The sequence below is a fragment of the Paenibacillus glucanolyticus genome (genome assembly GCF_037333485.1).
Classification (GTDB): Bacteria; Bacillota; Bacilli; order Paenibacillales; family Paenibacillaceae; genus Paenibacillus_AQ; species Paenibacillus_AQ glucanolyticus.
In genome coordinates, this window is the sequence record NZ_CP147845.1 from 3843163 (window position 1) to 3868290 (window position 25128).

The window sequence follows — 25128 nt, forward strand, 5'->3', positions numbered from 1 at the left end:
GTCCCATCTGTTTAAAGTAGAATCCGCATGCCCATTTCTTAACTGCAGATCATGATTTGGCTTTGCCCATATACTTCTTCATATTGTGACGGGATAATCGGAGCAGTGCATCCTTCTGGCTCCTCCATCGTATGGGTGCAAAGGAGGTCATGTACGGAACTCCCATAGACTGCAGGCTGCACAGGTGCAGTGCCAGGACAATCAGGCCGATAATCATGCCATACAATCCAAAAGACGCCGCAATCGCCATCAGGCCAAATCGCAAAATCCGGACAGAAATCCCTACATTAAAGGCCGGCAGCGCAAAGTTGGCTATGGCCGTAATGGATACTACAATAACCATGGCGGCCGATACCAAACCTGCTTCCACAGCAGCTTGTCCGATAACCAATGTCCCTACGATCGAGACAGACTGGCCGATTGATTTGGGTAACCGAATGCCGGCCTCGCGCAAAATCTCAAATGTGATTTCCATAATTACCGCTTCAACAAAGGCTGGAAAGGGAACCCCTTCCCGCTGTCCAATCAAGCTAGTCAACAAATTGGTCGGCAGCATTTCCTGATGAAAAGTGGAGATTGCAATATACAGCGAGGGTGTAAGAAGGGCAATACCGAAACATAAATATCGGAGCAGGCGAACCAGGCTGGCAAAATCCCATCGCTGGTAGTAATCCTCGCTCGATTGAAAAAATTGCACAAACAATGCCGGAACGACCAGAACAAATGGGGTTCCTTCCACAAGAATCGCTATTCGACCTTCCAATATAGCTGAAGCAATGACATCGGGACGCTCCGAGTTGTACACCGTCGGAAAGGGGCTGTATCGATGATCCTGAATCATCTCCTCGATATAGTTGCTCTCCAGTACGCTATCCAGCTTGATCCCATTCAGCCGTGTTCGCAGCTCGTGGAGTACCTTGGTGTCGGCCAAACCATCCATGTACATGACAGCCAGCTGAGTATGGGTATGCTCGCCTACCTTGCTCTCTTCGATGCGCAGCTTGGGACTTTGAATTCTCCGCCGAACCAAAGCCGTGTTCTCGCGAAGCGATTCCGTAAAGCCCTCTCTCGGTCCCCTGACAACCGATTGCGAGCTGGCTTCTTCAACCCCGCGCTGCTTCAGCTTTTCAGTACCCACGTAGAGTGAGGTAGACGTTCCCTCAATAAAAACCACCGTATTCCCTGACAACACGTTCTCCTCAACCTCAGGATAGGTTGTGGCTTCCCCCACCTTCCCCATCGTAATCGTGAGTTCCTTCAGCATCCTCACGCGATCGTCCGGGGACTGATTCGTCAATTCCTTAAACAACGGCGAATCCATATGAAGAGCTTCTATTAAAAAGCGGGGGTCTCCCATCCCTTCAATGTAAACGATGACCGCAGGTATAGTACCCAGCATCAGCTCCCGGTAGATGATATCCCCGCTCTGCCCGAACCGGGTCTTCATATTTTCTATGAACTCTGAGATGAGAATCGGCAGCGCTTCTTGTAAACCTTCCTTGCGGGATATGTTCTGCATCCTGTACACGACTCCTCGTTTGATACTCAAGATGAGCTCTGCCTTACCTCGGACCGTACGACCATCCTGAATCTTTTTCTCTACTGTTCCCGGAGTTGGATATATTATACTTTTTGCCGCTTTAACATCCGATCGTTATAGGCCATAACAAAAAAAACGATCCGAGTATGTATGACTCGAATCGTTCTAAACGCAATCTGTCAGGTTTCTTACTCCCTGGATTCAATCTCTTTCCGGAGGCGTGCAATCATATCATCGATAGCGCTCTCCCCAAGCTCACCCTCGCCGCGTTTGCGTACCGCTACCAGGTCCGAGTTCATTTCTTTCTCCCCCAGGACAAACGTGTAGGGCGTTTTCAGCAGACCGGCTTCACGGATTTTATACCCCAGCTTTTCGTTCCTGATGTCAACCTCCACCCGTACGCCTGCATGCTCCAGACGCTTCTTCACCTTAAGGGAGAAATCGATATAGTGGTCTGACACCGGAATAAGCATCACATGAACGGGAGCGAGCCATAGCGGAAATGCCCCGCCGTAATGCTCTGTAAGAATCCCGATAAACCGCTCGATGGAGCCGAATACCGCGCGGTGAATGACAACCGGCCGATGCTTCTGGTTATCCTCTGCGATGTAGGACAGATCGAACTTCTCAGGGAATTGAAAATCCAACTGGATGGTGCCGCATTGCCAGCTTCGCTTCAGGGAGTCGAGAATGTGAAAATCTATCTTCGGTCCATAAAAAGCGCCATCCCCTTCATTTATCCGATAAGGCAGCTTCTGTTGATCCAATACCTCCTGCAGGGATGACTCCGCCTGCTCCCATAACTCATCAGAGCCCATGGAGTCTTCCGGTCTAGTGGACAGTTCAATCGTATAATCAAAGCCAAAGACTCGGTATACCTGACTAATAAAGTCGATCACCTGTCCAATTTCATCATGGATTTGATCAGGTCTTACAAATATATGCGCATCATCCTGACAGAACGTACGGACCCGCATCATGCCACTCAGCGCTCCTGAATATTCATGGCGATGCACCTGACCGAACTCGGACAATCGAATGGGAAGCTCTCTGTAGGAATGCAGCGAGTTTTGATAAACCAGCATGTGACCCGGACAGTTCATGGGTTTCATTACATACTCCTGCTCATCCACCTTCGAAAAGTACATATTATCCTTGTAGTGGTCCCAGTGACCGGACATCTCCCACAGGCGTTTGTTCATCATCAGCGGAGTGCGAACTTCGTCATAACCGCGGTGGAATTGAAGCTCTCTTGCAAATTGTTCCAGCTCGTTACGGATAATCGTTCCTTTGGGTAAAAAGAAGGGCATTCCCGGCGCATCATCCGAGAACATAAACAGTCCCAGCTCTTTGCCTAGCTTGCGATGATCCCTCTTCTTAGCCTCTTCAAGCAAGAAGAGATGCTCTTCGAGCTGCGCCTGCTTGGGGAACGCCGTTCCATATATTCGCTGCAGCATCTTATGATCCGAGTTCCCCCGCCAATAAGCTCCGGCAACACTCATCAATTTGAATGCCTTGATTCTGCCAGTCGAGGGCAGATGCGGCCCTCTGCATAGATCAATGAACTCTCCCTGCTCATAAACCGAAATGATTTCCTCCTCCGGCAAGCCAAGGATGAGCTCCCGTTTGTAAGGGTCGTCACTGAATAGTTGTTCCGCTTCTTCACGGCTAACTTCTCTTCGAATAATCGGTAAATCTTCCTGGACAATCTGCTGCATCTCCCGCTCGATGGCAATCAAATCATCGGTTGAGATCGAATGCTCCAGATCCATATCGTAATAGAAGCCGTCTTCGACAACCGGTCCCACTCCGAGGTAAACGGGCTTGCTGCCATACAAACGTTTAACCGCCTGAGCCATCAGATGAGCTGTGCTGTGCCGGTAAATGTTCAGTCCGTCCTCTGAATCCAGGGTCACAATACGTACTTCCGCATCCTCACAAAGTTCGTAATTCAAATCCACGAGCCTGCCATTTACTTTTCCTGCGACTGCACTTTTCCTCAGCCCGGAATGAATGGATTCCGCGATTTGTTTCATCGTCGTTTGTGCGGGATACTCCTTTTTACTTCCGTCTGCTAATGTTACTGTGATTGACATGGTTATCCCTCCATCAAATTTAGATTGAACGCAAAAAAACACACGATCCCCAAAGGGACGAGTGCGTTCGGCTCGTGGTTCCACCCTCATTTGATCCAGACCTGCAGCGCTGTGTGGCCGCGTGCTCATCGGATCCTCATTAAGACATCCGGTAACGGGGATGATTCGGTGTTTTCTACTGCCCTGTCCATAAGTAAACCTATAACTTAAGGGTTCAAAAACACAGCTACAAAGGGGTAATTCATGAAGCAAGCACGGAAGAAGCTTTCACCAATCACTTCTCTCTCTGGGCAGGTCGTTTCAAGAATCATGTCTTTGATGGTTGCTGATAGTAAAGTACTATAAGTCAGTTCTTTCCAATTGTCAATCATTCAGTTTTCACTTTTCATTGACCATTTAACCCGATATCCAATACCTAAACCGACAAGAACCCCGGGCAACGCACTGCCCAGCGCTAATCCAATACCAGCCCCAATAATGACACATGCGTAAATGATGATATCTCCCTTGTTCAATCTTTCCAGCTCCCTCTTGTAAGTATTTGATCCCTCATATTCCTTGAACCAAATACAGTTTACAAGATGACGCCGCGTCGCTTTCAAGCCTTAATTTTATGAAAAAAATGAATTTCATCCTAAATGAAGCCGTAACTCTAGATGAAAAAAAAGCCGCTGCATCCAGCGACTTTCTCGCACCTCCACGACTCTGTATCCATCCCGCTACAAAGCGAATTCAACAAGGTACTGCTCACAAATGGCTTCATATCCCAGCGACCGATATAGCCGCACCGCGTTTAGGTTGTCCTCCAGAACATTCAGATACACGTCTGAGGTGACTGCTCTCCCTTCGCGGGTCAAGGCTGCAGATACCTTTTTCCCGTATCCTTGCCTTCTCCACGCAGGTTCCGTTCCTATATTTCCCAGTTCGACATAATCCTCGCTGTAGATATGGTACCCGCCAACCGCGATCAGCTCCTGATCATGCACTACGCCGTAAAAAGGATTCTGCAATTCCTCTCTTGCAAAAGCCATTGTGTCCAGCTCTGTCATTATCGACTCGATCTGCTCAAAATATGACGGCCCTAAACGAAACACAGCCTCGTCCTGTGACGGCAAATCTCCGGGATGCTGGTGTTTCATCAACCAAATTCCCTTGGGAGGTTTCGTAACATCCATCTTTAAGCTAAGATGCGCCCATCTGTCCTTACTCACAATAAAACTTCCAACTGCACCGTCGGGAATACCCAATTCTTGCTTCATTAGGGCCAACACTGGCTGAGGCCGGAACGATTTCTGTACTGGATAAACCGAAAAGGCATTGAAAGGCAGTCCTTTCAGAAAGGCTGCCACTCCCAGCAGCTCCCCATGTTCCGAGAAATGCCCGTAATGAACCGTATGCTTTTTCCGGAACGTAAGGTAAGAATAATACAAAAAATGCCGTTCTCTATTTATAGATGCCAGGATAATTTCCAGTTCTTCAGGGAAAAGTCTGCGAATCATTGAGTCGTCTCCCTGTCTCAAAAGAAGTCCAGGAGATAGGTTTGCCCTGCAGGAATCATCGATTCCAATTGGGCTGCTGCTGCTGGGTTTCCAGTTAGCCGATGAATGGCATGTAAAGCCTGTGGCCTTTTGTATCCCATAAAGAGTGCAGACAGACTCTGAATATCAGTGGACAGATCAACCGGACCCTCGTAATCTGAAGGAAGCTCCAACAGCTTCGCTCTCCCCTCTTCATTGACCGACAGCTTCCACAGACCCGCATTCCAAGGTGCTGCAGGATCTTCCACCTCCACGGTCAACTCAGCTGCATGATGAGCTTGCGCTTCGAAAGCGTACTGCTCCACGAAGGATTTCAAATCCACGATACGCGCCATGAAGTAAGGGATAATCTCCTGCGTAATCCGCGGATCTGGCAGCATGAACGGCAGCTGATCATCCATGGGCACCATCACCATGTTGACTTGTTCAATCCTGGAATCATGGTTGGCAAAAAAAGTCCATAACGCGGTTCGCGCTTCTTCATTCAGGTAAACAAACTCGTCACACACAAGTTCTTTGTCTTTTAACTCATATAACGCATATCCCGTCGGCTTGCCTTCGGCAGAGTAATACACAACGCTGTGTCCATCACCCTGCAGGACGAATCTTTTCCACCAACCTTCATCGCGCACAAGGGTACCGTGATATCGGCTAACATAGGCTTGATATATGCCATCCAGCGTAGGGATATCGTCTACGCCTCTGACAATCCGGCCAGGCATCTCCGCTTTGCGCGGGAATTTAGCTGCCGGGATGACATACTTCTTATACTCTGCGAAAAGTTCCCATCCGAATTTACGATAAAACGGGATTGAGAACGGATGCAGGAAGGACAGAGTCTGGCCGTTGTTCTTCATCTCCTGCAATGCATGCTTGAGCAATGTAGATACATGTCCCTGTCTGCGGTTCTCCGGCCATGTAGCCACGCCGGCAATACCGCCCATATCAAGAATCTTCCCTTGCATATAAACCTGCAGCGGAATGATGGTCAGCTTCGCTTGCAGTTCTTCCCCATCAAAGATCCCCCAGAATCGCTCAGGCTTAAAATGCTTAAGAGAGGACTCTCTTTGCTCAGGCGTCAGCGTATATTGAAAGGCATATTCGGATAATTTCGTACTGATTTCAAATTCGTCAGATCTCAATTGTCTAAGTTCCATCACAGTTTCACCTCAACCGATTATATTTTATGTAATCTGGTTAGCAGTCTACCTGCCTTGCAATTCTTTGGTCATAAACACACTGTTCGGGTCTTCTGTATAATCCGAGAAAGGCTCGCCATATTGAAATCCGAAGCTGGCATAAAGTCTTCTTGCCGGTTCAAATGCATCCATGGACCCCGTTTCCAAACTGATCCTCTTATAACCGCGGCGCTCCGCCTCTTCTATGATGTGCTCAAGGAGTCGTCTGGCAACGCCCTTTCGCAAATGGGAGGTTGACGTCCGCATGGATTTGACTTCGCCATGTGTACCATTAAGCTCTTTAAGTGCTCCGCAGCCCATTAATTCATCGTGCTCCCACAGGCTCCAGAACGTAATTTCCGGCTGCTTCAATTCCTCAAGATTCAGAGCATGTATGCTTTCCGGTGGGGAATGCTCTGTCATTCCCTGCAGATGTTCACTCACCAATTGGATAATTGCGGATCCTGTAAGATCATCGACTTTTATTACCATGGGCCCACTCCTAAACTTCGTATAAATAAAATGCAATAATATCCATAATGTGGATATGTTTAAAACTTATTCTCTATAATACTAATATAGCATCGTGAATTACTTCAAGATACTCATGACAGCTAAAGTAATCATTTTTCGAACAAACTTTTTGTAAGCTACTTGACAAAGTTAACCGACTAAGATTATTATTAGCTCATGCAAAAAAGCAAACACATCACGAAAAAATAAATCAAGAACAATTCGGGAGGTAAGATCATTGTCAAAATTAAATATCGGTATTATTCTAGGTAGTACTCGTCAAGGACGTTTAAGTCCACAAGTGGGTGAGTGGGTAAAAAACATCGCGGATCAGCGTGGAGACGCCAATTATGAGATCGTGGATATCGCTGACTACAAACTTCCTTTGTTGGGCGAAGAGGATGCTACTGAACAAGCAACGGCTTGGAATACGAAACTTGCCAGCTTGGACGGCTTTGTATTTATCGTCCAAGAATATAATCACAGTATTTCAGCCTCTTTGAAAAATGCGCTCGATTACGCTCGTGAGGCATGGAACGACAAGGCTGCAGGTATCGTAAGTTATGGATCTGTTGGTGGCGCTCGTGCTGCCGAACATTTGCGTGGAATCCTGGGCGAGCTGTCTGTAGCGGATGTTCGCGTTCACCCTGCTCTGTCCCTCTTCACTGATTTCGAAAATCCATTTACACCTGAAATGGCCTTTAAGCCAGCTGATCTGCATCTTGTAAACCTTAACGGTATGCTGGATCAAGTGCTTGCTTGGAGCGGAGCACTGAAAACGTTGCGTTAATCTTTAATCCTGAAGTAAAAAGCGAGACCCGGATTTATCGGGCCTCGCTTTTTGTTGTTATGGCTTAAGAGGAATTGTCATTTCCAGATCCTTCAGATAGGTTTTATCGCCATAGCTGTTCTCTCCTTGGCCGATAACGCTCCAGTCCTTGTTGTTTACGGTGAGCGTAAACGGCTTGATGGTAATGGATTTAGGAGTTCCCTTAACCGGGCTGAACAGCTGATCGATATGGTACTCGGTTAGTGGTTTGCTGTTAAAGTAATCGAATTTTCTAGGAGTCAGAACGTTGCCTTGGTCATCTACCAGCTCATAATAGACCATGCTTGCACTGTAATTGCCCTCCTGCTGTGAAGATGCCGGCACGGCGCCCTTACTGTCCAGCACCAGGCGAGTCGACACGGGGGACATATCCAGCTGCTTGACGGTATAACTGAACTGCCCATCTGATTTCGAAACATTCGGCTTCAGGACAACAGATTTATTAGTGACACTCACAGGAATTGTGAAGTCAAAGCTCTCGTCTACCCGGGTAACACGGGTCTGAATGGTCAACTCAAACTGATCCGGCAGCTGCAGGTCTTTAGTAAGCTCAACGACATACGTATTCTCCAGTCTCGGGTGGTCTCCGAAGACTCCTTCGCCCGATTTCACTTCCTGTCCGTTGACCAGAATTTTGGGTGTTTCAATGTATCCTTTCATCTGATCTTCCTTAGCAACCTGCCTCGACTTGATATAATCGCTATCGGGATTTCCAATGATCTTTGCACCCTCATCTAAGTACGGCGAAGCTGTATTCGGCAAATCTACCCCATCACGCTCCAGAACAAAGGATAGACGGGTGCCATCATACAGTAAGTCAGCTACCTTCAATGTTACACCCTCGTGAGTAACACTCAGGTTAGGCTCCGATATGATCCCTTGTTGTATAGCTGCATCGACAGCCTCATGGCTCGTTCCTTCAAAAAGCAGGCCAATCATAGGAATTTGCTTAAGGGTTGCCGCCATCGCCGGCGATACGAACCCCGTGCCAATCACGGTCCCCCCTAGTACAGCTGTAACAGATGCAACGAGTAATGTCTTTCTTAATACATTCGGTTTTTGTTTGGTTGATACTCTTGTCATGTCACGATCTCCAATCTGATTCATAATTTGATAACTCATACTCTGCTTCGGAAAATTGGATTCACGAACCATTTGTTCAATTGCATCCATCTCAGCGAATTCCGTTTGTTCCGGCAACTGTCTCATGTGCCACCGCTCCTTTTTGGCTTATTCGGTCCATCAGTTTATGGCGTAAGCGTTCATACTTCTTCCGTACCGTTGCTGATTTGAGTCCCATAATCTCGCTTATTTCCTCGAAGGTATACTGTTCTACGGCCTTCAATAGCAAGATATGGCGCTCTTCGGCTGTAAGGTAAGTCAACAGCTCGTACACAACCGACTCGTGCTGAGATATTTGCATTACCGGCTGCTGCTCTTTACAATGCTCGATCAGGTTGAGAAAACGGCTCTGCTTCTTCTTGATATTGATTAGATGATGATAGGCCATTTTGTACAGCCATGCAGAGAAGGATACTTGCCTCTTGTACTGATGAAGATGTTCATAGGCACGAATGAAAATTTCCTGTACGGCATCCTCAGTCTCCGCATGATTCTTCAGAATATAGTAGCAGTATGTGTACATCTGCCGTTCAAACTGGATAATGATCGCATGATAGGATTGTTTATCTCCTGCTTGGATCTGTTCTATGACCGCTTCAATGGCGTTCCGTTTTCCTTCCGCTTCCCCGGGGATGGTTGGCTGCAAGCGAGCTCACCTCCTTCTTTGTTTACCTATATAACAATCCCAACTTGCTATTTTGTGACACGACTTTATATTCATGAGCTGCATGATCATAGATTCATCCGTCACAATAAAATGAACCCGCCATCATATGATGGACGGGGCCTGCCGGATTAGAGCCTATTTTGGGCATATTCTGCATGACAGCACAGCTACAGCTTTGGATAATTCTTAACATAATTTAAGAATCGTTTCGTAGCCGGAGACATTTCTCTCATAGAGCTAACCGCAATCCCCAGTGAGCGAAAATAGGGCTCCTGCAGCTCAACTAGGCGTATATTGCGTCGTTGCCCGCGCAGGACCAGTTCCGGAAGAATACTGATGCCAAGCCCCTTCTCCACCATGGCCATAATGGCATAATCATCTCCAACGGTATATTTAATATCCGGCTTCGTTGAGGCTCTCTCCAATACGCGATTCACATCATCGTCGGAGCCTTTGCTGGGCATGATAAACGGCTCATTCTCAATCTGAGATAAACGAATCGAGGCCTGTGAGCTAAGAGGGTGCTCCATGGGCAGCAGCACCAGCATCGGATCTTGATGCAGCGGCATCGCATCGAATACATCCCACGTTGGAAGCGAGAGAAAGCCGCAGTCAATCCTGCCCTCTGCGATCCAATCCTCAATCTCCCGATAGTCTCCTTCTGCCAAACGAATCTCGATATGGGGATAATCCTGTTGAAAATCCTTAATAATACTCGGCAGCCAGTGCACAGCAACACTTGTGAAGGTTCCTATATGAATGGTACCCAGTTCGATTCCATGAATAGAGGCCACTTTTTGATCCAGATGCTCATTCCACTTCAATATTTCCCGTATCGTCTTTACAATCTCCTCGCCATTGGTCGTCAGCTTCGTTCCAGAACGGCTGCGAATCAACAGCGTGAAACCAAACTCATCCTCCAGGCTGTTGATCATATGACTGACACCGGACTGCGTAAATCCCATCGCTTCGGCGGCTTTTGTCAGGCTTCCCAGCTCGACAACCTTCATCAATACTCTAAATTTATTCATGCTCAAGGGGGATTCCTCCAGATGGATATTCCATTAGATTTACTCATGTTTATCATAAGAAACATTCGTTTTACTTGTCTATTGTACGTGAGTATACTGATTCTGTTCAATCATTAGAAGGAGGAAATAGACTTGAAACCGCTGAAGGCCGATCTTATGATTTTGTTTATCACCATTTGTTGGGGCTCGTCCTATCTTTTTATGAAAATGGGACTGGATACACTAGGAGAATTTAACTTGATTGCCCTGCGATTTGGATTGGCCTTTATACTTGCAGCAGCCATTTTTTACCCCCGCTTGCGCCAGGTTAACTTGAGGACCATTCGTTATGCCATGCTTCTGGGCTCTATCTTGTTTATTATGTTCACAGCGCTTACCTTTGGCTTGAAGACAACGACAACATCCAATGCTGGATTCCTGATCAGCTTAACGGTAGTGTTTGTACCCTTAATACATACGTTCCTATTTAAGAAGAAAATAGAGAAGAAACTGATCGCAAGTATCCTGTTGGCTTTAACAGGTATTGCCCTCCTGACGATACAGCTTCCTTTTACGTTTAAAATAGGAGACCTGTTCTGCATAGCGGCGGCATTATGTTATGCCCTTCACATCAATGTGGTAAGCTCGGCCGCACAGAAGGTCGATACACTTAGCCTTGGCATTCTGCAGCTCGGATTTACCGGCTTGTATGCGTTTGTCATGTCGTTTATCTTGGAAACTCCGGTATTGCCAAGCACAACCCATGGATGGATCGCTATCCTTGTGCTCAGTGTGGTCTGCAGCGCCTTAGGCTTTATCCTCCAGACTATCGCCCAGAAGTACACAACCGCTACACGAACCGGACTCGTATTCTCATTGGAGCCTGTGTTCGCAGCCATGTTCGGATTCTGGTTTGCTCATGAGATCATGAACTCCGTTCAGTACTTTGGCGCAGCGCTTGTGTTTCTTAGTGTTGTCATAGCGAGTGTTGAAGTGAACACGTTGAAGCGTTCCAACATGAGGAACAGACCCCGTATTAAGAAAGAGAACACTGCCGCTTAAGCAAGGACCTTCTCTTGATTTATGCTGCAATCATGATAGGATAGCAAAAAAACCTTGACTTCTTACGCAAAAATCTATATCTTTATATCACGGCTTAACTGATGACGATATCAGTTATGCAGGAACGTGATTAAAGGGGAGTAGCTGTCACAGCAGAGTCGTCATTACGGGATAATTCCCCGGCTTTGTTGGCAACTTTACGTTGTTTGCGAGACCTTTACCACACACACTGTGGTGAAGGTCTCTTTATTATTAGAGACCTTCACCTGCCGGTGGAGGTCTTTTTATGCCTTCAATACTACAACAAGGAGGAAGTTGCATGGAGCTTTTATTGGAGTATGGGTGGGTACTGTTAGTACTCATCGCACTGGAAGGATTGCTGGCGGCAGATAATGCGCTTGTCCTTGCCATTATGGTAAAACACTTGCCAGAAGACCAGCGTAAGAAAGCATTGTTTTACGGATTGCTCGGAGCTTTTGTATTCCGTATAGGATCGCTGTTCTTAATCTCGTTCCTGGTAGACGTATGGCAGGTACAGGCCATCGGCGCACTTTATCTTCTCTACATCTCGATCAATCACACCCTGAAGCACTTTATCAAAGGTAAGAAACCGACAGAAGATGCTAAGCCGAAGCCGGACAAGCCTAAGAAACAATCCGGATTCTGGATGACCGTATTCAAGGTTGAAGTGGCAGATATCGCGTTTGCCGTCGATTCAATCCTCGCAGCTGTCGCACTGGCTGTAGCATTGCCGGCAAGCGGACTGCCGAATATCGGAGGTCTGGACGGAGGTCAATTCATCGTCATCTTCCTGGGCGGATTTATCGGTTTGATCATTATGCGTTTTGCTGCCTCCTACTTCGTCAAGCTGCTTCAGCAGCGCCCGGGACTTGAAGTTGCAGCATTTCTCATTGTAGGCTGGGTCGGAGTCAAGCTGGCTGTCATCACCCTTGCCCACCCTGATGTCGCCCTCATCGATCATCACTTCCCAGAGAGCTCAATTTGGAAAGCATCGTTCTATATTGTTCTTGTTCTGATTGCCGTCATCGGATGGTTTGGTTCATCGAAACAAGAAGTACAGGATGAGGATAATGCAATTAAAGAAGTGGAAGACCAACAACCTGGAAAAACATTTCAAGGATAATTCGTTTCCAGTATAGGAACCAAAAGATATAGACCCGAAAAATCTAAAAGGCGATTTGCAAACGGTGCTGACCGTTCACAAATCGCCTTTTTTTCATGCCTAGATGGTTAATTGCATATGAGACAAACTCGCATAAACGCCCTTGCGGGCAATTAACTCTTCATGTGTGCCCACCTCTTCAATCCCATTCTGGGACAATACCACGATTCGCTGTGCATTCCGGACAGTTGACAAGCGATGTGCGATCACAAGCGTTGTTCGGTTATCACTCAGTCGTTCCAGTGAATCCTGAACCGCTCTCTCGCTTTCATTATCCAGAGAACTGGTCGCTTCATCAAAGATAAGGATCGGCGGGTTCTTCAAGAACACGCGGGCGATGCTCAGCCGCTGCTTCTGTCCGCCGGACAATTTAACGCCGCGCTGTCCGATATCTGTATGATACCCGTCAGGCAATGCCATGATAAAATCATGGGCATTCGCTTTTTTCGCCGCTTCGATGATCTCATCCATGCCGGCCTCCATGCTGCCATAACGGATATTATCGGAAACGGACCCGGCAAACAAGTACACATCCTGCTGGACCATGCCGATATGCTTCCTTAATGAACGCTGCGTGATATCCCGGATATCTCGTCCGTCCAGTAAGATACGGCCTTCATTCACTTCATAGAAACGGGGAATTAAGGAACATAACGTCGTTTTTCCGACTCCCGAGGGGCCTACTAATGCAACGTATTCCCCGGCTTCGATATCCAGGGACACATGATTCAGCACGTACCCATAGTCCTCTTTGTACTTGAAGCTGACGTCCTGAAACGTCACACGCCCCCGAACTTGCGTAATCTCCGCGGCATCAACGGAATCCTCAATATCCGGCTCCACCTCCAGAATCTCCATAAACCGGTCAAATCCGGTGATTCCCTCCTGATACAGCCTTGCGAAATTAACCAATCTCTGGATCGGCTCGATCAGGATGCCGATACAGAGGAAAAAAGTCAGCAAATCGGCAAGCGCTAGCTTGGCATCAACAATCGCTGCTCCACCAAACACAATGACAGCTATCGTAATGAGTTGGGTAAAACCGACCAACCCTTCGTGAAAGTACGTTTCACTCTTGTATCCTTCCCTTCGGCTGTCGACAAAACGCCCGTTCGCATAGGCAAACTTCTTCTTCTCCACCAGTTCATTCGTAAACGATTTCACCACACGGATGCCGGATAAGGAATCCTCCACCTGTTCATTGATATCACCGATACGATCCTTGCTTACACGCAGCGCAATATTCATCTTCTTGTTGAAATAAAAAGCAAACACAGCCATGATCGGTAGAAAAAGAAATACGATCAGGGTAAGCTTCACATCAATATACATTAGAATGATGAATGCCCCAAGGAACTTCAGAATCGAGATCACGATATCTTCAGGTCCATGATGGTACAGTTCCGTAAGCGACAGAATGTCATTGGTGGTGCGGGTCATGAGCTGTCCTGTTTTGTTCTCGTCGTAAAAGCTAAACGACAACTTCTGAAAATGGTCAAACAGTTCCCTTCTCATGTCACTCTCCATATAAGCCCCCATCATATGCCCTTTATAGGAAATGAACATATCGCACAAGGTATGGATGATGACCATGGCCAGCATGACAGCCCCCACCGTATAGATTTGGTTCAGCGGATGGGGCGAATTTCCTTCTAACACGTTGATGGTGATGTATCTTATACATAGTGGAAGCATCAATGTTATGGCTGAGACAACAAAGGCGCATGCCAAATCAACACACAATAACCCCAGATAGGGTTTATAGTAGGACAAAAATTTTTTGGTTCTAGAATTCAAATACATCTCCTCCATTATAGTGGAGGGTTACTTATTCATGCCCCTCCAAATGTGGTTCATGGTGACGTCCTTTGTTTTTCTCATCGATAACACCCTTCCTTTTACTTGATATTTCCATCTTACTCCGAAGCGGCCGTAATCCGGAGTGTAAGAATCATTTATAATTAAAAAATCCCCTCTGGGAAGAAAAAAGCAGGCTTGGATCCCTGCCCAAGCCTGCTTCAGTATGTTCAAATTCTATCGATTCCAGCGCTCCGCAAGCAGCTCTCCGTTCAGGCCAGCGGCGGCTATCGAGCCCGACGAGGCAGCTGCAATGGCCTGGTACATCTCCGTTGCTGCATCTCCGGCACTATAGACACCAGGCACGCTGGTTTTACCATATGCATCAACAACGATGCTTCCGGCTTCATTGAATTCGCAGCCGATGGATGCAGGGAGATCCGAGCCGGACACCAGCTTCGGCGCAAAGAAGATGCCTGTGCAAGGGATGCGGGTTCCGTCCTCCAGCACAACCTGCTCCACCATTCCGCCGCTCGATTCAATAGACTCGATCGGGGCGTTGAATACGGGAATGTTATGCTGCTTAAGCTCTTCACGCTGCTCTTCCGTCCATTCATCGGGACCGTTGGTGCAAATTGTATATCTTTCGCTCCATCCTGCGATCAATTTGGCAAAGTGAAAGGCTCCCGCACCATTGGAAATCACGACCAGCGGCTGATCTCGCAGCTCCCAGCCATCACAATAGGGGCAGACAAATGCGCTTTTTCCATATACGTCAGCCAACCCGTTGATGTCGAGTGGGGAATCTTTTTTGCCAACGGCGAAGAGCAGCTTTTTACTGCGGTATATCGTTCCCTGTCCCGTTGTAATCTGAAAATCACCGTCAACCCCAGTAACGGCTGCAGCCGTATCCTCTACAAACCGGACCGAAGGATAAACGCTAATCTGTTCCTTGGCAATTCTCCGAAACTCGCTTGGACTAATACCGTCCCGGGTCAAAAAACCATGCGTCTCACGAGTAACCTTGTTTCGCGGCCTGCCTTCATCAATCACTACCACTTGTTTTCTTGCTCTTCCCAATACTAATGCCGCGCTTAATCCGGCTGGTCCGCCTCCAATAATAACTGCATCATACATGGGTTCACTCATCTAGTAACGCCACCTTCCTGGATTCTTAATATCCATAATTAGAGTGCAAGAAGTCACAACTTCTTGCTTGTTTATCAATCTTGCCATGCTGGGTTCGACAATTATAGACCCACAGCGTCTATTATAGACAATAAAGATCCGCAATACAAGTGATTTTTCTGGACAAGGGTTTCTTCCCTTATTTCACGTAAACACCATAGTCCAATACCACATTCCCCTTCTCATCGGGTGTCGTGAAGCGGGGATGATGATAACGCTCGAAGAACCATGCATTCGCCCCCTGCTGCCAGCCTTGTTCCGCGATTTTGGCCATGCATAAGTTATGAGGGTCCATGCCGTACAGCTCTCCGTTATCTGCATTGCCGTATAACCAGCACACGCCTACATCGCCTTCTGCCAGATCCTCGTACTGGTACCCGTCAGGAGCCGCCGTGTTGGTCGGGAAGAGCATGCCGATCCAATACTCAAACCGATCCCCATTCATACGCATAAGGCCGTAAGAAGAGCCCTCGGATTCCGGCAGCGCCCCGAGCTTTCCGATTTCTTCGAACCAGCCATTGAGGAACCACTCCGCCCATCGCCCCGCAAAGCTTCCTGCTGCATCTCGGTCCTCATCGCCATACCGTTTGCCGATCAAGCGTGCTGATGGAACATGTTCTTTGTACACCCTGGTCACTTCTGCTGCCACTGTCCTCTACCTCCTGAATTTGGTTTCCCTCTGACATTAACTATGTAATTCGGGAGCATCGAAGGAAATCCTGCACATCCTGGGCGCAAACTCAACACTCACTGAAATAAAGCTTGAACACTTCCCGCAAAGCATGTCACAATAAGCAGTGTAAGCATATTCAAACCGATTAGGAATGGGAGGCATTTCATCATGAAAACGATTAAGCTTGGAAGCAGTTCACTCGAAGTACCTGTTGTAGCCGTTGGTTGCATGCGAATAAATTCATTGGAAAAAGCAGAAGCCGAGCGCTTCGTGCAAAGCGCGCTGGAGGAAGGAGCCAACTTCTTCGATCATGCCGATATCTATGGCAGCGGTGCTTGCGAAGAGATTTTTGCAGATGCCATACATATGAACGCAGAGATCCGCGAGAAGATCATTCTTCAATCCAAATGCGGGATTCGTCAGGGCATGTTCGATTTCTCCAAGGAGCATATCCTGGACTCCGTGGATGGAATTTTGAAGAGACTGAAGACCGATTATCTTGATGTGCTTCTCCTTCACCGTCCGGATACACTTGTTGAGCCCGAAGAGGTTGCTGAAGCCTTTGACAAACTCGAAAGCTCCGGCAAAGTGCGCCATTTTGGTGTATCCAACCAGAACCCGATGCAAATTCAGTTACTGAAAAAAGCCGTGAAGCAGCCGCTCGTGGCGAACCAGCTGCAGCTCAGCATCACGAACACAACCATGATTCAAAGCGGTATCAACGTCAATATGGAGAATGATGCCGCTGTAAACCGCGATGGCAGCATTCTCGAGTTCTGCAGACTTCATGATATAACCATTCAGCCTTGGTCGCCTTTCCAATATGGTTTCTTTGAAGGTGTATTCCTTGGAAGCGACAAATTCCCTGAGCTTAATCAGAAAATCGATGAAATTGCGGAAAAATACAGCGTAAGCAACACAACGATTGCCATTTCATGGCTGCTCCGCCATCCTGCACATATGCAGCCCATTATCGGTACAATGAACATCAACCGTTTAAAGGACTGCATTAAAGCCGGCGATGTGACATTGACCCGTGAAGAATGGTATGCCATTTACCGTGCAGCAGGCAATATTCTGCCATAAATTCATTGCCAAACAGCCTCCTATCGACTGCGATAGGAGGCTGTTTCTATTATGATGCCGCGTTATGGGATGATGCAGCCTTGCGAGCTTTGATCGCGCTTAAACATACAGGTATCAGCACGAGCGCAAGCAATCCTCCTGCTATCGAGAGTGTCCCATAGCTGGTGCTCGCTACCACCATGCCGGATAAAGCTCCACCCGATGCTCCGGCTAAGGCAATCAAGACATCCACCGTTCCTTGTGTCTTGGCACGGGTGGAAGCAGGCGTTGCATCGATGAGCATCGCTGTACCGCTAATGAAGCCAAGGTTCCAGCCTAGACCAAGCAGGGCAAGTGCCGTTATGATGAGTCCCATGGATTCCGCAGGAGCTACTGCTGCGAGGATCCCCGAACATAACATCACGATTCCGGCAGTGACGGACATGGCAATCCGGCCGATTTTATCCACAAGGAAACCCGTGAACAGCGAGGGCAGATACATTGCCCCGATATGGATTCCAATCACTAACCCGACGGCATTCAAATCATGGCCGTGATGTTTCATATGAACGGGCGTCATGGTCATAATGGAGACCATCACCACTTGAGTCAGTATCATCACACAGGCTCCAACCAAGATCCCCCGTGTATTTCGCTCGGATCTGTTCACAGCTTCATTCGAAGAATCAACGACGTTGCGGATGTTCGCCTCTTCTATCGCTTGGGCAATTCCATACGGGTCCGGACGCAGGAATAACAGAAGAATCAAACCTGCAAGAATAAAGGCTCCCGCAGCAAGAATAAACGGCCCTGCCAATGCAGGGACACCGATAGATTCCGCAACTCTGCCCATGACGCCGACCAGATTGGGACCTGCAACGGCGCCGAAGGTGGTCGATACCATTGCCATACTGACTGCTGCAGCCCGCTGTGAAGGTTTGGCCAGGTCAGTCCCTGCATAGCGGGCCTGCATATTCGTAGCGGTACCTGCTCCATAAATCAGCAGCGAAGCGAACAGCAGATAAATATTCTGATGAACAGCCGCGATAATGATGCCGATAGCTGCAACACCACCGGCGAGGAAACCGCTAGCCAAGGCTGGCCCCCTGCCCCATCGCTGGGTTAGGCGTCCGACAAACCACGCTCCAAGTGCCGAGCCTACTGTAATGAGAGCAACGGGGATTCCTGCGTAGCTGTCCGTCTTCAGCATATCCTGTGCCAGCAGGGCACCGACGGTTAAGCCTGCCGCAAGCCCTGCACCACCGAATATTTGCGATAGAATGACAACAATAAGTGTCTTTTTATATAGCTGCTCCTGCAGCTTCGGAGAACCCACATAACGTTGAATCGTTGGTGTTCGCTTATTTCCCGCTTCGGAAGATGAAGATTCTTGTGTCATCCCATTTCTCCTTTAGTAAGTAATCATGATGGAACCAAGTTAAATTCATATCCCTCATAAGCAAATTCTATTTGAAAACCGATGCGACGTGCAATCCCGTTTGAAGGCAGGTTCCCTTCCGAGCAATCCCAATAAGGGATGAAATCATGTCTCAAACAATGCTCTACCATAGCATAAACCGCACATTGCGCAAGTTTGTTCCCTCGATGTGATTCCATGGTCTTGATATCAAGGGCGTGTATATTCCGATATCTGAAACCGGTCATACACAAGCTTACGACCTGCCCATGATAAAGTACACAGAAACCCAGGCCGTTTTCCAAAAAATCTTCCTGGCTCTGCCAAAACTCCCCGATGGTTGCCTCAATCATCTCAAGATGCTGCATTGGATGATTCCGGAGCAATTCCATAGTCACTTGCTGAACTTCATAGTCCGCTCCGAGCTCGGGTCTACGAATGGAGCGAAAGTCTGCAGGATTCAGATTATACACATATTGATTCCAGCCCGCCAGATGCCGATCCGCAAAAAGCTCTTCTTGAAAAACTCGGTACCAGCTCGGATGGTCACCGAGACATTCAAACCACTCGACACCGAGTTCTACGGCTTGGGGTGTAATGATGGTATCGATATAAGCCCGAATTTCGTAATTGAATGCCGGATTTCCGGAATCCCCAACAAAATGAAAACCGTCTAAATTACCCTGCCATATCATGCCTGACCGTGGATGATCCACGTCATCAACGAATACCCTCCCCGGATTCATGCCTGCTATGATGGCCTTACTCTCTAAGTTCATCCCCCGATTCACTAAATTTCGGCATCGATGAAACTGTGCTGGTTCAAGTTCATGTATCATGGTGATAACGCTACCTCTCCTAAGCTGATTTTAGTTTAATGTATTCTTTCCTTTCTATAACCTATAAGCAATTGAATCACAATTCAAGGGAACAAACAGCTTTATTAAAATAAATCAGATGAACAATCTTCGGAATACGGCATGCTGTTTGCATCAACTGCATCCATCCTCTTGTTCTTCATCTTCTGAGCGAATCACAACCTCGCAATCGATCTTCCGGCCTGTCTGCCCGTAAAGAGACAGCCTCCGAGGAAAGTTCCCTCCAGCGCCCGGTATCCGTGCAAGCCTCCTCCTCCGAATCCCGCCGCTTCTCCGACCGCATAAAGCCCTGGCACAGGCTTGCCGGAGGCGTTCAACACTCGACCGGATAAATCCGTCTGCAGTCCACCTAAGGTTTTACGGCTTAGAATGTTCAGACGCACCGCAATCAACGGACCGTTGGCAGGATCCAGAAATTTGTGAGGCTTGGCAACGCGGATCAGACGATCCCCTATGTAGTTCCTTGCTCCCCGCAGGGCTGTAATCTGCAAATCCTTCGTGAATTTATTGTCCATCTCCCGATCTCGCGCAAGAACCTGTCTCTCCAGATCTGCCAATTGAATGAGTCCGTGACCCGTAAGCTCGTTCATCTTGCTTACAAGCTCAGGCAACGTTCCCGCTTGGACAAAATCCTCTCCCCGATCCAGGAAGGCCTGCACCGGCCCCGGCGTACCGGCACCTGCTCTTCCCAACACTTGACGTATGCTCTTCCCCGTCAAATCGGGATTCTGCTCTGAGCCGGACAGAGCGAATTCTTTCTCAATCACTTTTCGGGTTAAGATGAACCAGGAGTAATCATATCCTGTATCCTGGATCGCTTTGAGCGTTCCCAGTGTATCAAAGCCCGGAAAATTCGGTGCCGGGAACCGCTGCCCCCTTGCATCCAGCCAGAGAGATGAAGGACCCGGCAAGATCCGAATTCCGTGCATCGGCCAGACTGGATCCCAATTCTGGATCCCTTCCGTGTAATGCCACATTCGATCCCGGTTGACCATCCGGCCACCTGCTTGCTCGGCGATTCCCAGCATGCGTCCGTCAACATGAGCCGGGACACCGGAGAGCATATTTTGAGGTGCCTTCCCAAGCCGTGACGGCCATAATTGTCTGATCAACTCATGGTTGGCCCCAATTCCTCCACTGGATACAACAACGGCCTCTGCATAACACTCGTATTCACCAATTACATCCCGCGAGCTTTTTTCGCCACGCAACACCGGGCTTGGGGCTAACACCGAGCCTTTGACACCCATCACCGCTCCATCATGCGTCATAAGCTCATCCACCTGATGCCGGGGCCGATATTCAACCAGTCCTGAGCTTATAGCCTCTCGAACCCTGAACTCAAAAGGCTTGACAATTCCCGGACCGGTCCCCCACACAATATGAAAACGGGGAACGGAGTTGCCGTGTCCCTCTGCCAAATATCCCCCGCGCTCTGCCCATCCTACAACCGGAAAGAATCGTACGCCCAGGGAGTGAAGCCATGCCCGCTTCTCACCTGCCGCAAAGTGAACATAAGCCTCCGCCCACCTTCGACCCCATAGATCTTCGTCTTCATCCCGATCAAAGCCAGCGGAACCAACCCAATCCTGCCATGCAAGGTCCCGGGAATCCTTGATTCCCAATCTTCGCTGTTCTGGTGAATCAACGAGAAATAGTCCGCCAAAAGACCACCATGCCTGCCCGCCAATGAAGCTTTCCGGCTCCTGATCAAGCAGCAGCACTTTCTTCCCGGCCTCAGCCATCTCTGCGGTTGCTACCAGACCGGATAGACCGGCTCCCACCACAATCACGTCATATTTCATGCGTGCCCCCGTTCTTCAGCTTAAGCTGACTAATTCAAGTCATGTAGAAATCATATTCGTCGGTGCGTAAACGTTTTCCTGTAACAGAACCAAATAGTTTGCTAAGCCAAAACAGCTTGCTATGTAAGCCCGTACAATAACAAAAGAAACCCACACCGAGCAGCCGGTGTGGGTTTCCGTATTCAATTATTAAACGCCGAATCCGAATCCGAATGCAGATACAATGATTACCAAGAGAATAAAGAGAACCAGTACTGCACCAACGGATCCGTAACCTCCGCCGTAACCGCCAACTCCATATCCAGCAACTTCACCCATTTGTCTAACCTCCTTTATTTTTCCGAACACCATATCCTATGCTCAATAATTCAAAGAGACTAGACTCTCGAGAAAAAAATAAAGCAAACGGGCGTTTGGAAGCGGCAGGAAATCCGATGTCATGAAAAAACCTTAATCCGCCAGCATTTTCTTCGCGAAACTGAGTACGTCCGACTTGGCGCTTTCTGCCCAGATGGTGTAGCGAATCTGACTTTCCTCATCTACCCAATCCAAATGATCTCTCCCTTTGGAGTCATCTGTATACACGCACTCCACTCCGTTGATGACGATGGTCTCTGTTTTCTCGTTTGGCTTCTCAGCCGGTACAGGAGTTCCGTTCATTGGCGGAGCCGGATGAATATAATTTGCAATGACATCCAATTTCACGCTGCCTTTCTCATAATTGAGAACAACTGCTGTTGCTTCATTCACGTCAGGTATTGCTTGGGTGTATAACGTTTTATTTCCTTTCGCGGCCTCTGCTTTCAGTTCCTTCTCTAACTTTTTATAGAGATCGGATGTTTTTTCCGGGCTCTTTAAGTATAGAACGGCATTTTGGAAGACATAGCCCTTGGGCAATATATTCGGTTTTGTCAGCGCGGGGGCGTCCATGGCCTTCGCCTTCTTCAAGTAATCAGAATACGTATCGTAAACAAAACCCTTGCTTGCAAAGTAAATTTGATCCAATGGATTATATTCTTTGTCGGCAGCATAGTATGCAACCATCTGACCCGGCTTAAGTCCTTTGGTCAGCTCATAAATTTGATCATCGAGCGAAGACGTCAACTTCTCTGATTTCACGGAAGAGGCTGCTGCAGGCTTGATCTTGGTCTGCGGTACCGTTGTGCTTGCTGCATAAGCATTAGCGGATCCGATCATCATCGTAGCGGCGAGAAATAAGGCAACTTTCATCTTGTTTTTCATCATGGTACAATTCGTGCTCCTTTCGGCGGCTAGGCCTTCTAAGTTTTTAAATACATTTCGTATAACGCCCAGCCGCGAATAAAAGGGACATTTTGTTAAAAAATCAGGGGGATTCTTTATTCCTGCAGGAGACCGGCGGCAATTTTCGCAAAATCATCGTTGGACAGCGGATCCTTCGGGTCGTCCGTAATCACATACATCACTTCTTCATTGTCGCTAAGCCATGTTAACTTACGGTTCGCGGAAACAGAGTTGGAGGACAGGATCATTTCTTTTCCATTCACCGTTAGTTTTACAGCTTGCTCTGTAGGAACACCCGCCTTTGAGCCCTTTTCTCTGGCAAATGCGATGAAAATAATCCGGCTTTCGTCTTTTCGGTATTCCATCACCGTAGATGCAATCTTCGACCAAGAGACCCTTTTATAAAACAGCCCCTGTTCTTCATCAGACCTTGCAGCTTGCTCCTTGAGTTCATTCAGAAGGCTCTCATACTCTGGCGTGCCCCATACAGGTTCGTTCCTAATTTGGATTTGGCCCCGGTCAAAGAAGTACCCTGACGGGACATATTCCGGTTCTTGTAACAGGGGAGCTCCCTTCTCCTCAATTTCCTTGGCCAGATCGTTATAATTCGGATGCTGAATCGTTTTGTAAAAATAGTTCAGAGGATATTTTTTGGCGGATGAAGTCATGTGCCTGTCCTTGATATAATACACGGCCTGTTCTCCCGGCTTTAACCTCTTGCTCAGTTCTTCTTCCGTTTCCCTTTCACGTTTGGCGTTATATTCCGATTCGGTGTATTTCCATGGCTTCATGGTAGTCAGTATGATTTCGCCTTCCTTGTTTTTGATCTGTATGAAGTATTGACTGGCGTAGACACTCATCGACGAAAGAATCAATATGGCAGATAGTGAGGCCATCATGAAGTATTTCCTCCGATTACGGAATACCCTTCCCTGTTTCTTCTGATGAATTTGACGAACCTGGCGCATGATGGCAGGGGTTACGTCAATCTCATCCTCTACCGATTGCAATTCCAAACTTCTCAGCATTCGATCTTCGTCCGACTGTCCGTAATCTCGCATAACTCCGTGCCCCCCTTCTCCTCCATCAACTTGATGACTTTCTGTTTCATGCGTGCATATTTTTTCTTCACTGCACTAAGATTCTTATCCAGAATCTGAGCGATCTCTGAGAACGGTTTATCTTCAAACACCCGCAGCACCAGCAGATTCCGTTCTTCAACCGACAGCTTGTTCATAGCATACTCCAGCGGTTCGCTGAACCATCGGCGCTCCAACGTTTGCTCCACGCTATCAGCATGCCCTGCCGGTTTCATAAGCCGACTTACCCGTAAACGCACGCGTCGCTTGCGAATCAGGTTGAGGCAATGATGATAGGCAATTTTGTACAACCATGACGAGAACGATACCTTCGCTTCATAAAGATGAAGCTTGGTGAAAGCCTTGATGAATATATCCTGGACGGCATCCTGCGCATCCTGTTTGCAGCCAAGCATTCGGCAGCAGTATATGTAGATCTGTTTTTTGTACGTTTCGACGATGGGCTCAAAGCAATCTACCTCACCGGCCTTAACGCGTCTCACACACTCCTCGATGTAATCCAATTCGAAGCCGCACCCCCGCGTACACCATATTTACGTTATATAACACCCCTCCTGCCGAAAAGGGGACATCTGCAATCAAAAAACAAAAAACAATCCATACCTTAAGTATGAATTGTTTTCATATAATGTCGATATTTTCTTTTTAATCGGAAATACCCGCCAGCGGCAGGCCCCCGGTCCCTTTTTCAAGGTACAATCAACTCCGTGAAAAGAGCTTCCTGCGTACGAGCACCAGTCCACCAGCCACGATGACCACCGCTGCGCCGATCCAGATCCACAGATTCATGCCCGCTTCCTCCGCTGCGACCACGTCGGCTTCGGCCGTATTCGCTCCATAGAGTATCGCTTGCTCTCCTTCCACCACTTGAACTTGATCACGTCCAAATTTCTCGTAGAGGAAGTTGGCATGCTCTTCATTGTAAGGCGTAATGCCAACTTCCACCTTATCTCCTGCTGCAACCGTGTGGGTTACAGTAAAGCCCTCCCGTGAAAGCTCCTCTTGGCCTGCTCCGGCAACATAATCATCGATTTCCGCTTGTTTATCATCCAGGCTCTCATCAGCGGCGGACACGATATGCATGGACGCGGACATCACGCCATTCGGCGCAGCCGCAGCATTGCCTGCCCCTGCCATGAGCAAGACACACCCCAGCATCATGAGCTTAACCCATTGTTTTATATAATCCTTATTCATTTTTCAC

24 protein-coding genes are annotated in these 25128 nt (G+C 48.0%); 4 read left to right on the forward strand and 20 right to left on the reverse strand.

Going from position 1 to position 25128, the window contains the following annotated elements; translation table 11 throughout:
* Positions 1-49 precede the first annotated feature (49 nt).
* The 6 genes from WDY75_RS17990 to WDY75_RS18015 form a co-directional block, all read right to left on the reverse strand.
* Entirely contained in the window at positions 50-1519 is a 1470-nt protein-coding gene (locus WDY75_RS17990; protein ID WP_063479368.1) for a spore germination protein, read from the reverse strand.
* Positions 1520-1728: 209 nt separating this feature from the next.
* The gene (gene thrS, locus WDY75_RS17995; protein ID WP_063479367.1) at positions 1729-3636 is read right to left on the reverse strand and encodes a threonine--tRNA ligase; all 1908 of its coding nucleotides are present in this window, start codon (positions 3634-3636) and stop codon (positions 1729-1731) included.
* Positions 3637-4007: 371 nt separating this feature from the next.
* On the reverse strand, positions 4008-4151 hold the full coding sequence (locus tag WDY75_RS18000; RefSeq protein WP_338840319.1) for a hypothetical protein: 144 nt from the start codon (positions 4149-4151) through the stop codon (positions 4008-4010).
* A gap of 204 nt (positions 4152-4355) precedes the next feature.
* Positions 4356-5135, reverse strand: a complete 780-nt coding sequence (locus WDY75_RS18005) for a GNAT family N-acetyltransferase (RefSeq protein WP_063479365.1) — start codon at positions 5133-5135, stop codon at positions 4356-4358.
* A 17-nt stretch (positions 5136-5152) separates the two neighbouring features.
* A complete protein-coding gene (gene eis / locus WDY75_RS18010; protein ID WP_063479364.1) occupies positions 5153-6331 on the reverse strand; it encodes an enhanced intracellular survival protein Eis in 1179 nt (392 codons plus the stop codon).
* A gap of 48 nt (positions 6332-6379) precedes the next feature.
* Positions 6380-6844: a GNAT family N-acetyltransferase gene (locus tag WDY75_RS18015; protein ID WP_063479363.1), complete on the reverse strand. Its 465-nt coding sequence runs from the start codon at positions 6842-6844 to the stop codon at positions 6380-6382.
* 259 nt (positions 6845-7103) lie between these two features.
* Between WDY75_RS18015 and WDY75_RS18020 the strand changes: the two genes are divergently transcribed.
* Positions 7104-7655, forward strand: a complete 552-nt coding sequence (locus tag WDY75_RS18020; RefSeq protein WP_036638265.1) for an NADPH-dependent FMN reductase — start codon at positions 7104-7106, stop codon at positions 7653-7655.
* A gap of 57 nt (positions 7656-7712) precedes the next feature.
* Here the strand turns inward: WDY75_RS18020 and WDY75_RS18025 are convergent, their stop codons facing one another.
* The 3 genes from WDY75_RS18025 to WDY75_RS18035 form a co-directional block, all read right to left on the reverse strand.
* Positions 7713-8903, reverse strand: a complete 1191-nt coding sequence (locus WDY75_RS18025; protein WP_063479362.1) for a DUF4179 domain-containing protein — start codon at positions 8901-8903, stop codon at positions 7713-7715.
* Positions 8869-9462, reverse strand: coding sequence for an RNA polymerase sigma factor (locus tag WDY75_RS18030; RefSeq protein WP_006209946.1), 594 nt, complete (start codon positions 9460-9462; stop codon positions 8869-8871). The genes WDY75_RS18025 and WDY75_RS18030 overlap by 35 nt, the downstream gene beginning before the upstream one ends.
* Before the next feature lie 188 nt (positions 9463-9650).
* Complete coding sequence (locus WDY75_RS18035) at positions 9651-10520, reverse strand: LysR family transcriptional regulator (protein WP_063479361.1); 870 nt, start codon at positions 10518-10520, stop codon at positions 9651-9653.
* 126 nt (positions 10521-10646) lie between these two features.
* Between WDY75_RS18035 and WDY75_RS18040 the strand changes: the two genes are divergently transcribed.
* Together WDY75_RS18040 and WDY75_RS18045 are read left to right on the forward strand one after the other, a co-directional pair.
* A complete protein-coding gene (locus WDY75_RS18040; RefSeq protein WP_063479360.1) occupies positions 10647-11555 on the forward strand; it encodes a DMT family transporter in 909 nt (302 codons plus the stop codon).
* A gap of 319 nt (positions 11556-11874) precedes the next feature.
* Positions 11875-12699 carry a TerC family protein gene (locus WDY75_RS18045; RefSeq protein ID WP_006209941.1) on the forward strand — a complete coding sequence of 275 codons (825 nt, stop codon included), beginning with the start codon at positions 11875-11877 and terminating at the stop codon, positions 12697-12699.
* A gap of 99 nt (positions 12700-12798) precedes the next feature.
* Here WDY75_RS18045 and WDY75_RS18050 read toward each other — a convergent pair whose 3' ends face one another.
* From WDY75_RS18050 to WDY75_RS18060, 3 genes are all read right to left on the reverse strand, one after another.
* The gene (locus WDY75_RS18050) at positions 12799-14535 is read right to left on the reverse strand and encodes an ABC transporter ATP-binding protein (RefSeq protein WP_063479807.1); all 1737 of its coding nucleotides are present in this window, start codon (positions 14533-14535) and stop codon (positions 12799-12801) included.
* A gap of 237 nt (positions 14536-14772) precedes the next feature.
* Positions 14773-15684, reverse strand: a complete 912-nt coding sequence (locus tag WDY75_RS18055) for an NAD(P)/FAD-dependent oxidoreductase (protein WP_063479359.1) — start codon at positions 15682-15684, stop codon at positions 14773-14775.
* Positions 15685-15862: 178 nt separating this feature from the next.
* Positions 15863-16372 (reverse strand): hypothetical protein, encoded by a 510-nt coding sequence (locus WDY75_RS18060; RefSeq protein ID WP_063479358.1) that lies wholly within the window; start codon positions 16370-16372, stop codon positions 15863-15865.
* A 192-nt stretch (positions 16373-16564) separates the two neighbouring features.
* On the opposite strand from WDY75_RS18060, the gene WDY75_RS18065 reads away from it, so the two are divergent.
* Positions 16565-17482, forward strand: a complete 918-nt coding sequence (locus WDY75_RS18065; RefSeq protein ID WP_063479357.1) for an aldo/keto reductase family oxidoreductase — start codon at positions 16565-16567, stop codon at positions 17480-17482.
* Positions 17483-17531: 49 nt separating this feature from the next.
* Here the strand turns inward: WDY75_RS18065 and WDY75_RS18070 are convergent, their stop codons facing one another.
* From WDY75_RS18070 to WDY75_RS18105, 8 genes are all read right to left on the reverse strand, one after another.
* A complete protein-coding gene (locus WDY75_RS18070; protein ID WP_063479356.1) occupies positions 17532-18860 on the reverse strand; it encodes an MFS transporter in 1329 nt (442 codons plus the stop codon).
* 23 nt (positions 18861-18883) lie between these two features.
* The gene (locus WDY75_RS18075; RefSeq protein WP_197477117.1) at positions 18884-19657 is read right to left on the reverse strand and encodes a GNAT family N-acetyltransferase; all 774 of its coding nucleotides are present in this window, start codon (positions 19655-19657) and stop codon (positions 18884-18886) included.
* A 254-nt stretch (positions 19658-19911) separates the two neighbouring features.
* Complete coding sequence (locus tag WDY75_RS18080; protein ID WP_063479354.1) at positions 19912-21561, reverse strand: FAD-binding dehydrogenase; 1650 nt, start codon at positions 21559-21561, stop codon at positions 19912-19914.
* Between the two features lie 189 nt (positions 21562-21750).
* Entirely contained in the window at positions 21751-21879 is a 129-nt protein-coding gene (locus WDY75_RS18085; RefSeq protein ID WP_006209929.1) for a hypothetical protein, read from the reverse strand.
* Positions 21880-22011: 132 nt separating this feature from the next.
* Entirely contained in the window at positions 22012-22806 is a 795-nt protein-coding gene (locus tag WDY75_RS18090; protein WP_063479353.1) for a hypothetical protein, read from the reverse strand.
* A gap of 113 nt (positions 22807-22919) precedes the next feature.
* Positions 22920-23885 (reverse strand): hypothetical protein, encoded by a 966-nt coding sequence (locus WDY75_RS18095; RefSeq protein ID WP_231888056.1) that lies wholly within the window; start codon positions 23883-23885, stop codon positions 22920-22922.
* Positions 23846-24406: an RNA polymerase sigma factor gene (locus WDY75_RS18100; protein WP_387800745.1), complete on the reverse strand. Its 561-nt coding sequence runs from the start codon at positions 24404-24406 to the stop codon at positions 23846-23848. The genes WDY75_RS18095 and WDY75_RS18100 overlap by 40 nt, the downstream gene beginning before the upstream one ends.
* 217 nt (positions 24407-24623) lie before the next feature.
* Positions 24624-25121 (reverse strand): hypothetical protein, encoded by a 498-nt coding sequence (locus WDY75_RS18105; RefSeq protein WP_006209923.1) that lies wholly within the window; start codon positions 25119-25121, stop codon positions 24624-24626.
* Between the last annotated feature and the right edge of the window lie 7 nt (positions 25122-25128).

Coding starts and splice junctions, on each gene's coding strand:
- WDY75_RS17990 (WP_063479368.1), bottom strand. CDS start 1,519: ATGCAGAACATATCCCGCAAGGAAGGTTTACAAGAAGCGCTGCCGATT.
- thrS (WP_063479367.1), bottom strand. CDS start 3,636: ATGTCAATCACAGTAACATTAGCAGACGGAAGTAAAAAGGAGTATCCC.
- WDY75_RS18005 (WP_063479365.1), bottom strand. CDS start 5,135: ATGATTCGCAGACTTTTCCCTGAAGAACTGGAAATTATCCTGGCATCT.
- eis (WP_063479364.1), bottom strand. CDS start 6,331: ATGGAACTTAGACAATTGAGATCTGACGAATTTGAAATCAGTACGAAA.
- WDY75_RS18015 (WP_063479363.1), bottom strand. CDS start 6,844: ATGGTAATAAAAGTCGATGATCTTACAGGATCCGCAATTATCCAATTG.
- WDY75_RS18025 (WP_063479362.1), bottom strand. CDS start 8,903: ATGAGACAGTTGCCGGAACAAACGGAATTCGCTGAGATGGATGCAATT.
- WDY75_RS18045 (WP_006209941.1), top strand. CDS start 11,875: ATGGAGCTTTTATTGGAGTATGGGTGGGTACTGTTAGTACTCATCGCA.
- WDY75_RS18055 (WP_063479359.1), bottom strand. CDS start 15,684: ATGAGTGAACCCATGTATGATGCAGTTATTATTGGAGGCGGACCAGCC.
- WDY75_RS18065 (WP_063479357.1), top strand. CDS start 16,565: ATGAAAACGATTAAGCTTGGAAGCAGTTCACTCGAAGTACCTGTTGTA.
- WDY75_RS18070 (WP_063479356.1), bottom strand. CDS start 18,860: ATGACACAAGAATCTTCATCTTCCGAAGCGGGAAATAAGCGAACACCA.
- WDY75_RS18075 (WP_197477117.1), bottom strand. CDS start 19,657: ATGAACTTAGAGAGTAAGGCCATCATAGCAGGCATGAATCCGGGGAGG.
- WDY75_RS18080 (WP_063479354.1), bottom strand. CDS start 21,561: ATGAAATATGACGTGATTGTGGTGGGAGCCGGTCTATCCGGTCTGGTA.
- WDY75_RS18085 (WP_006209929.1), bottom strand. CDS start 21,879: ATGGGTGAAGTTGCTGGATATGGAGTTGGCGGTTACGGCGGAGGTTAC.
- WDY75_RS18090 (WP_063479353.1), bottom strand. CDS start 22,806: ATGATGAAAAACAAGATGAAAGTTGCCTTATTTCTCGCCGCTACGATG.
- WDY75_RS18095 (WP_231888056.1), bottom strand. CDS start 23,885: ATGCGAGATTACGGACAGTCGGACGAAGATCGAATGCTGAGAAGTTTG.
- WDY75_RS18105 (WP_006209923.1), bottom strand. CDS start 25,121: ATGAATAAGGATTATATAAAACAATGGGTTAAGCTCATGATGCTGGGG.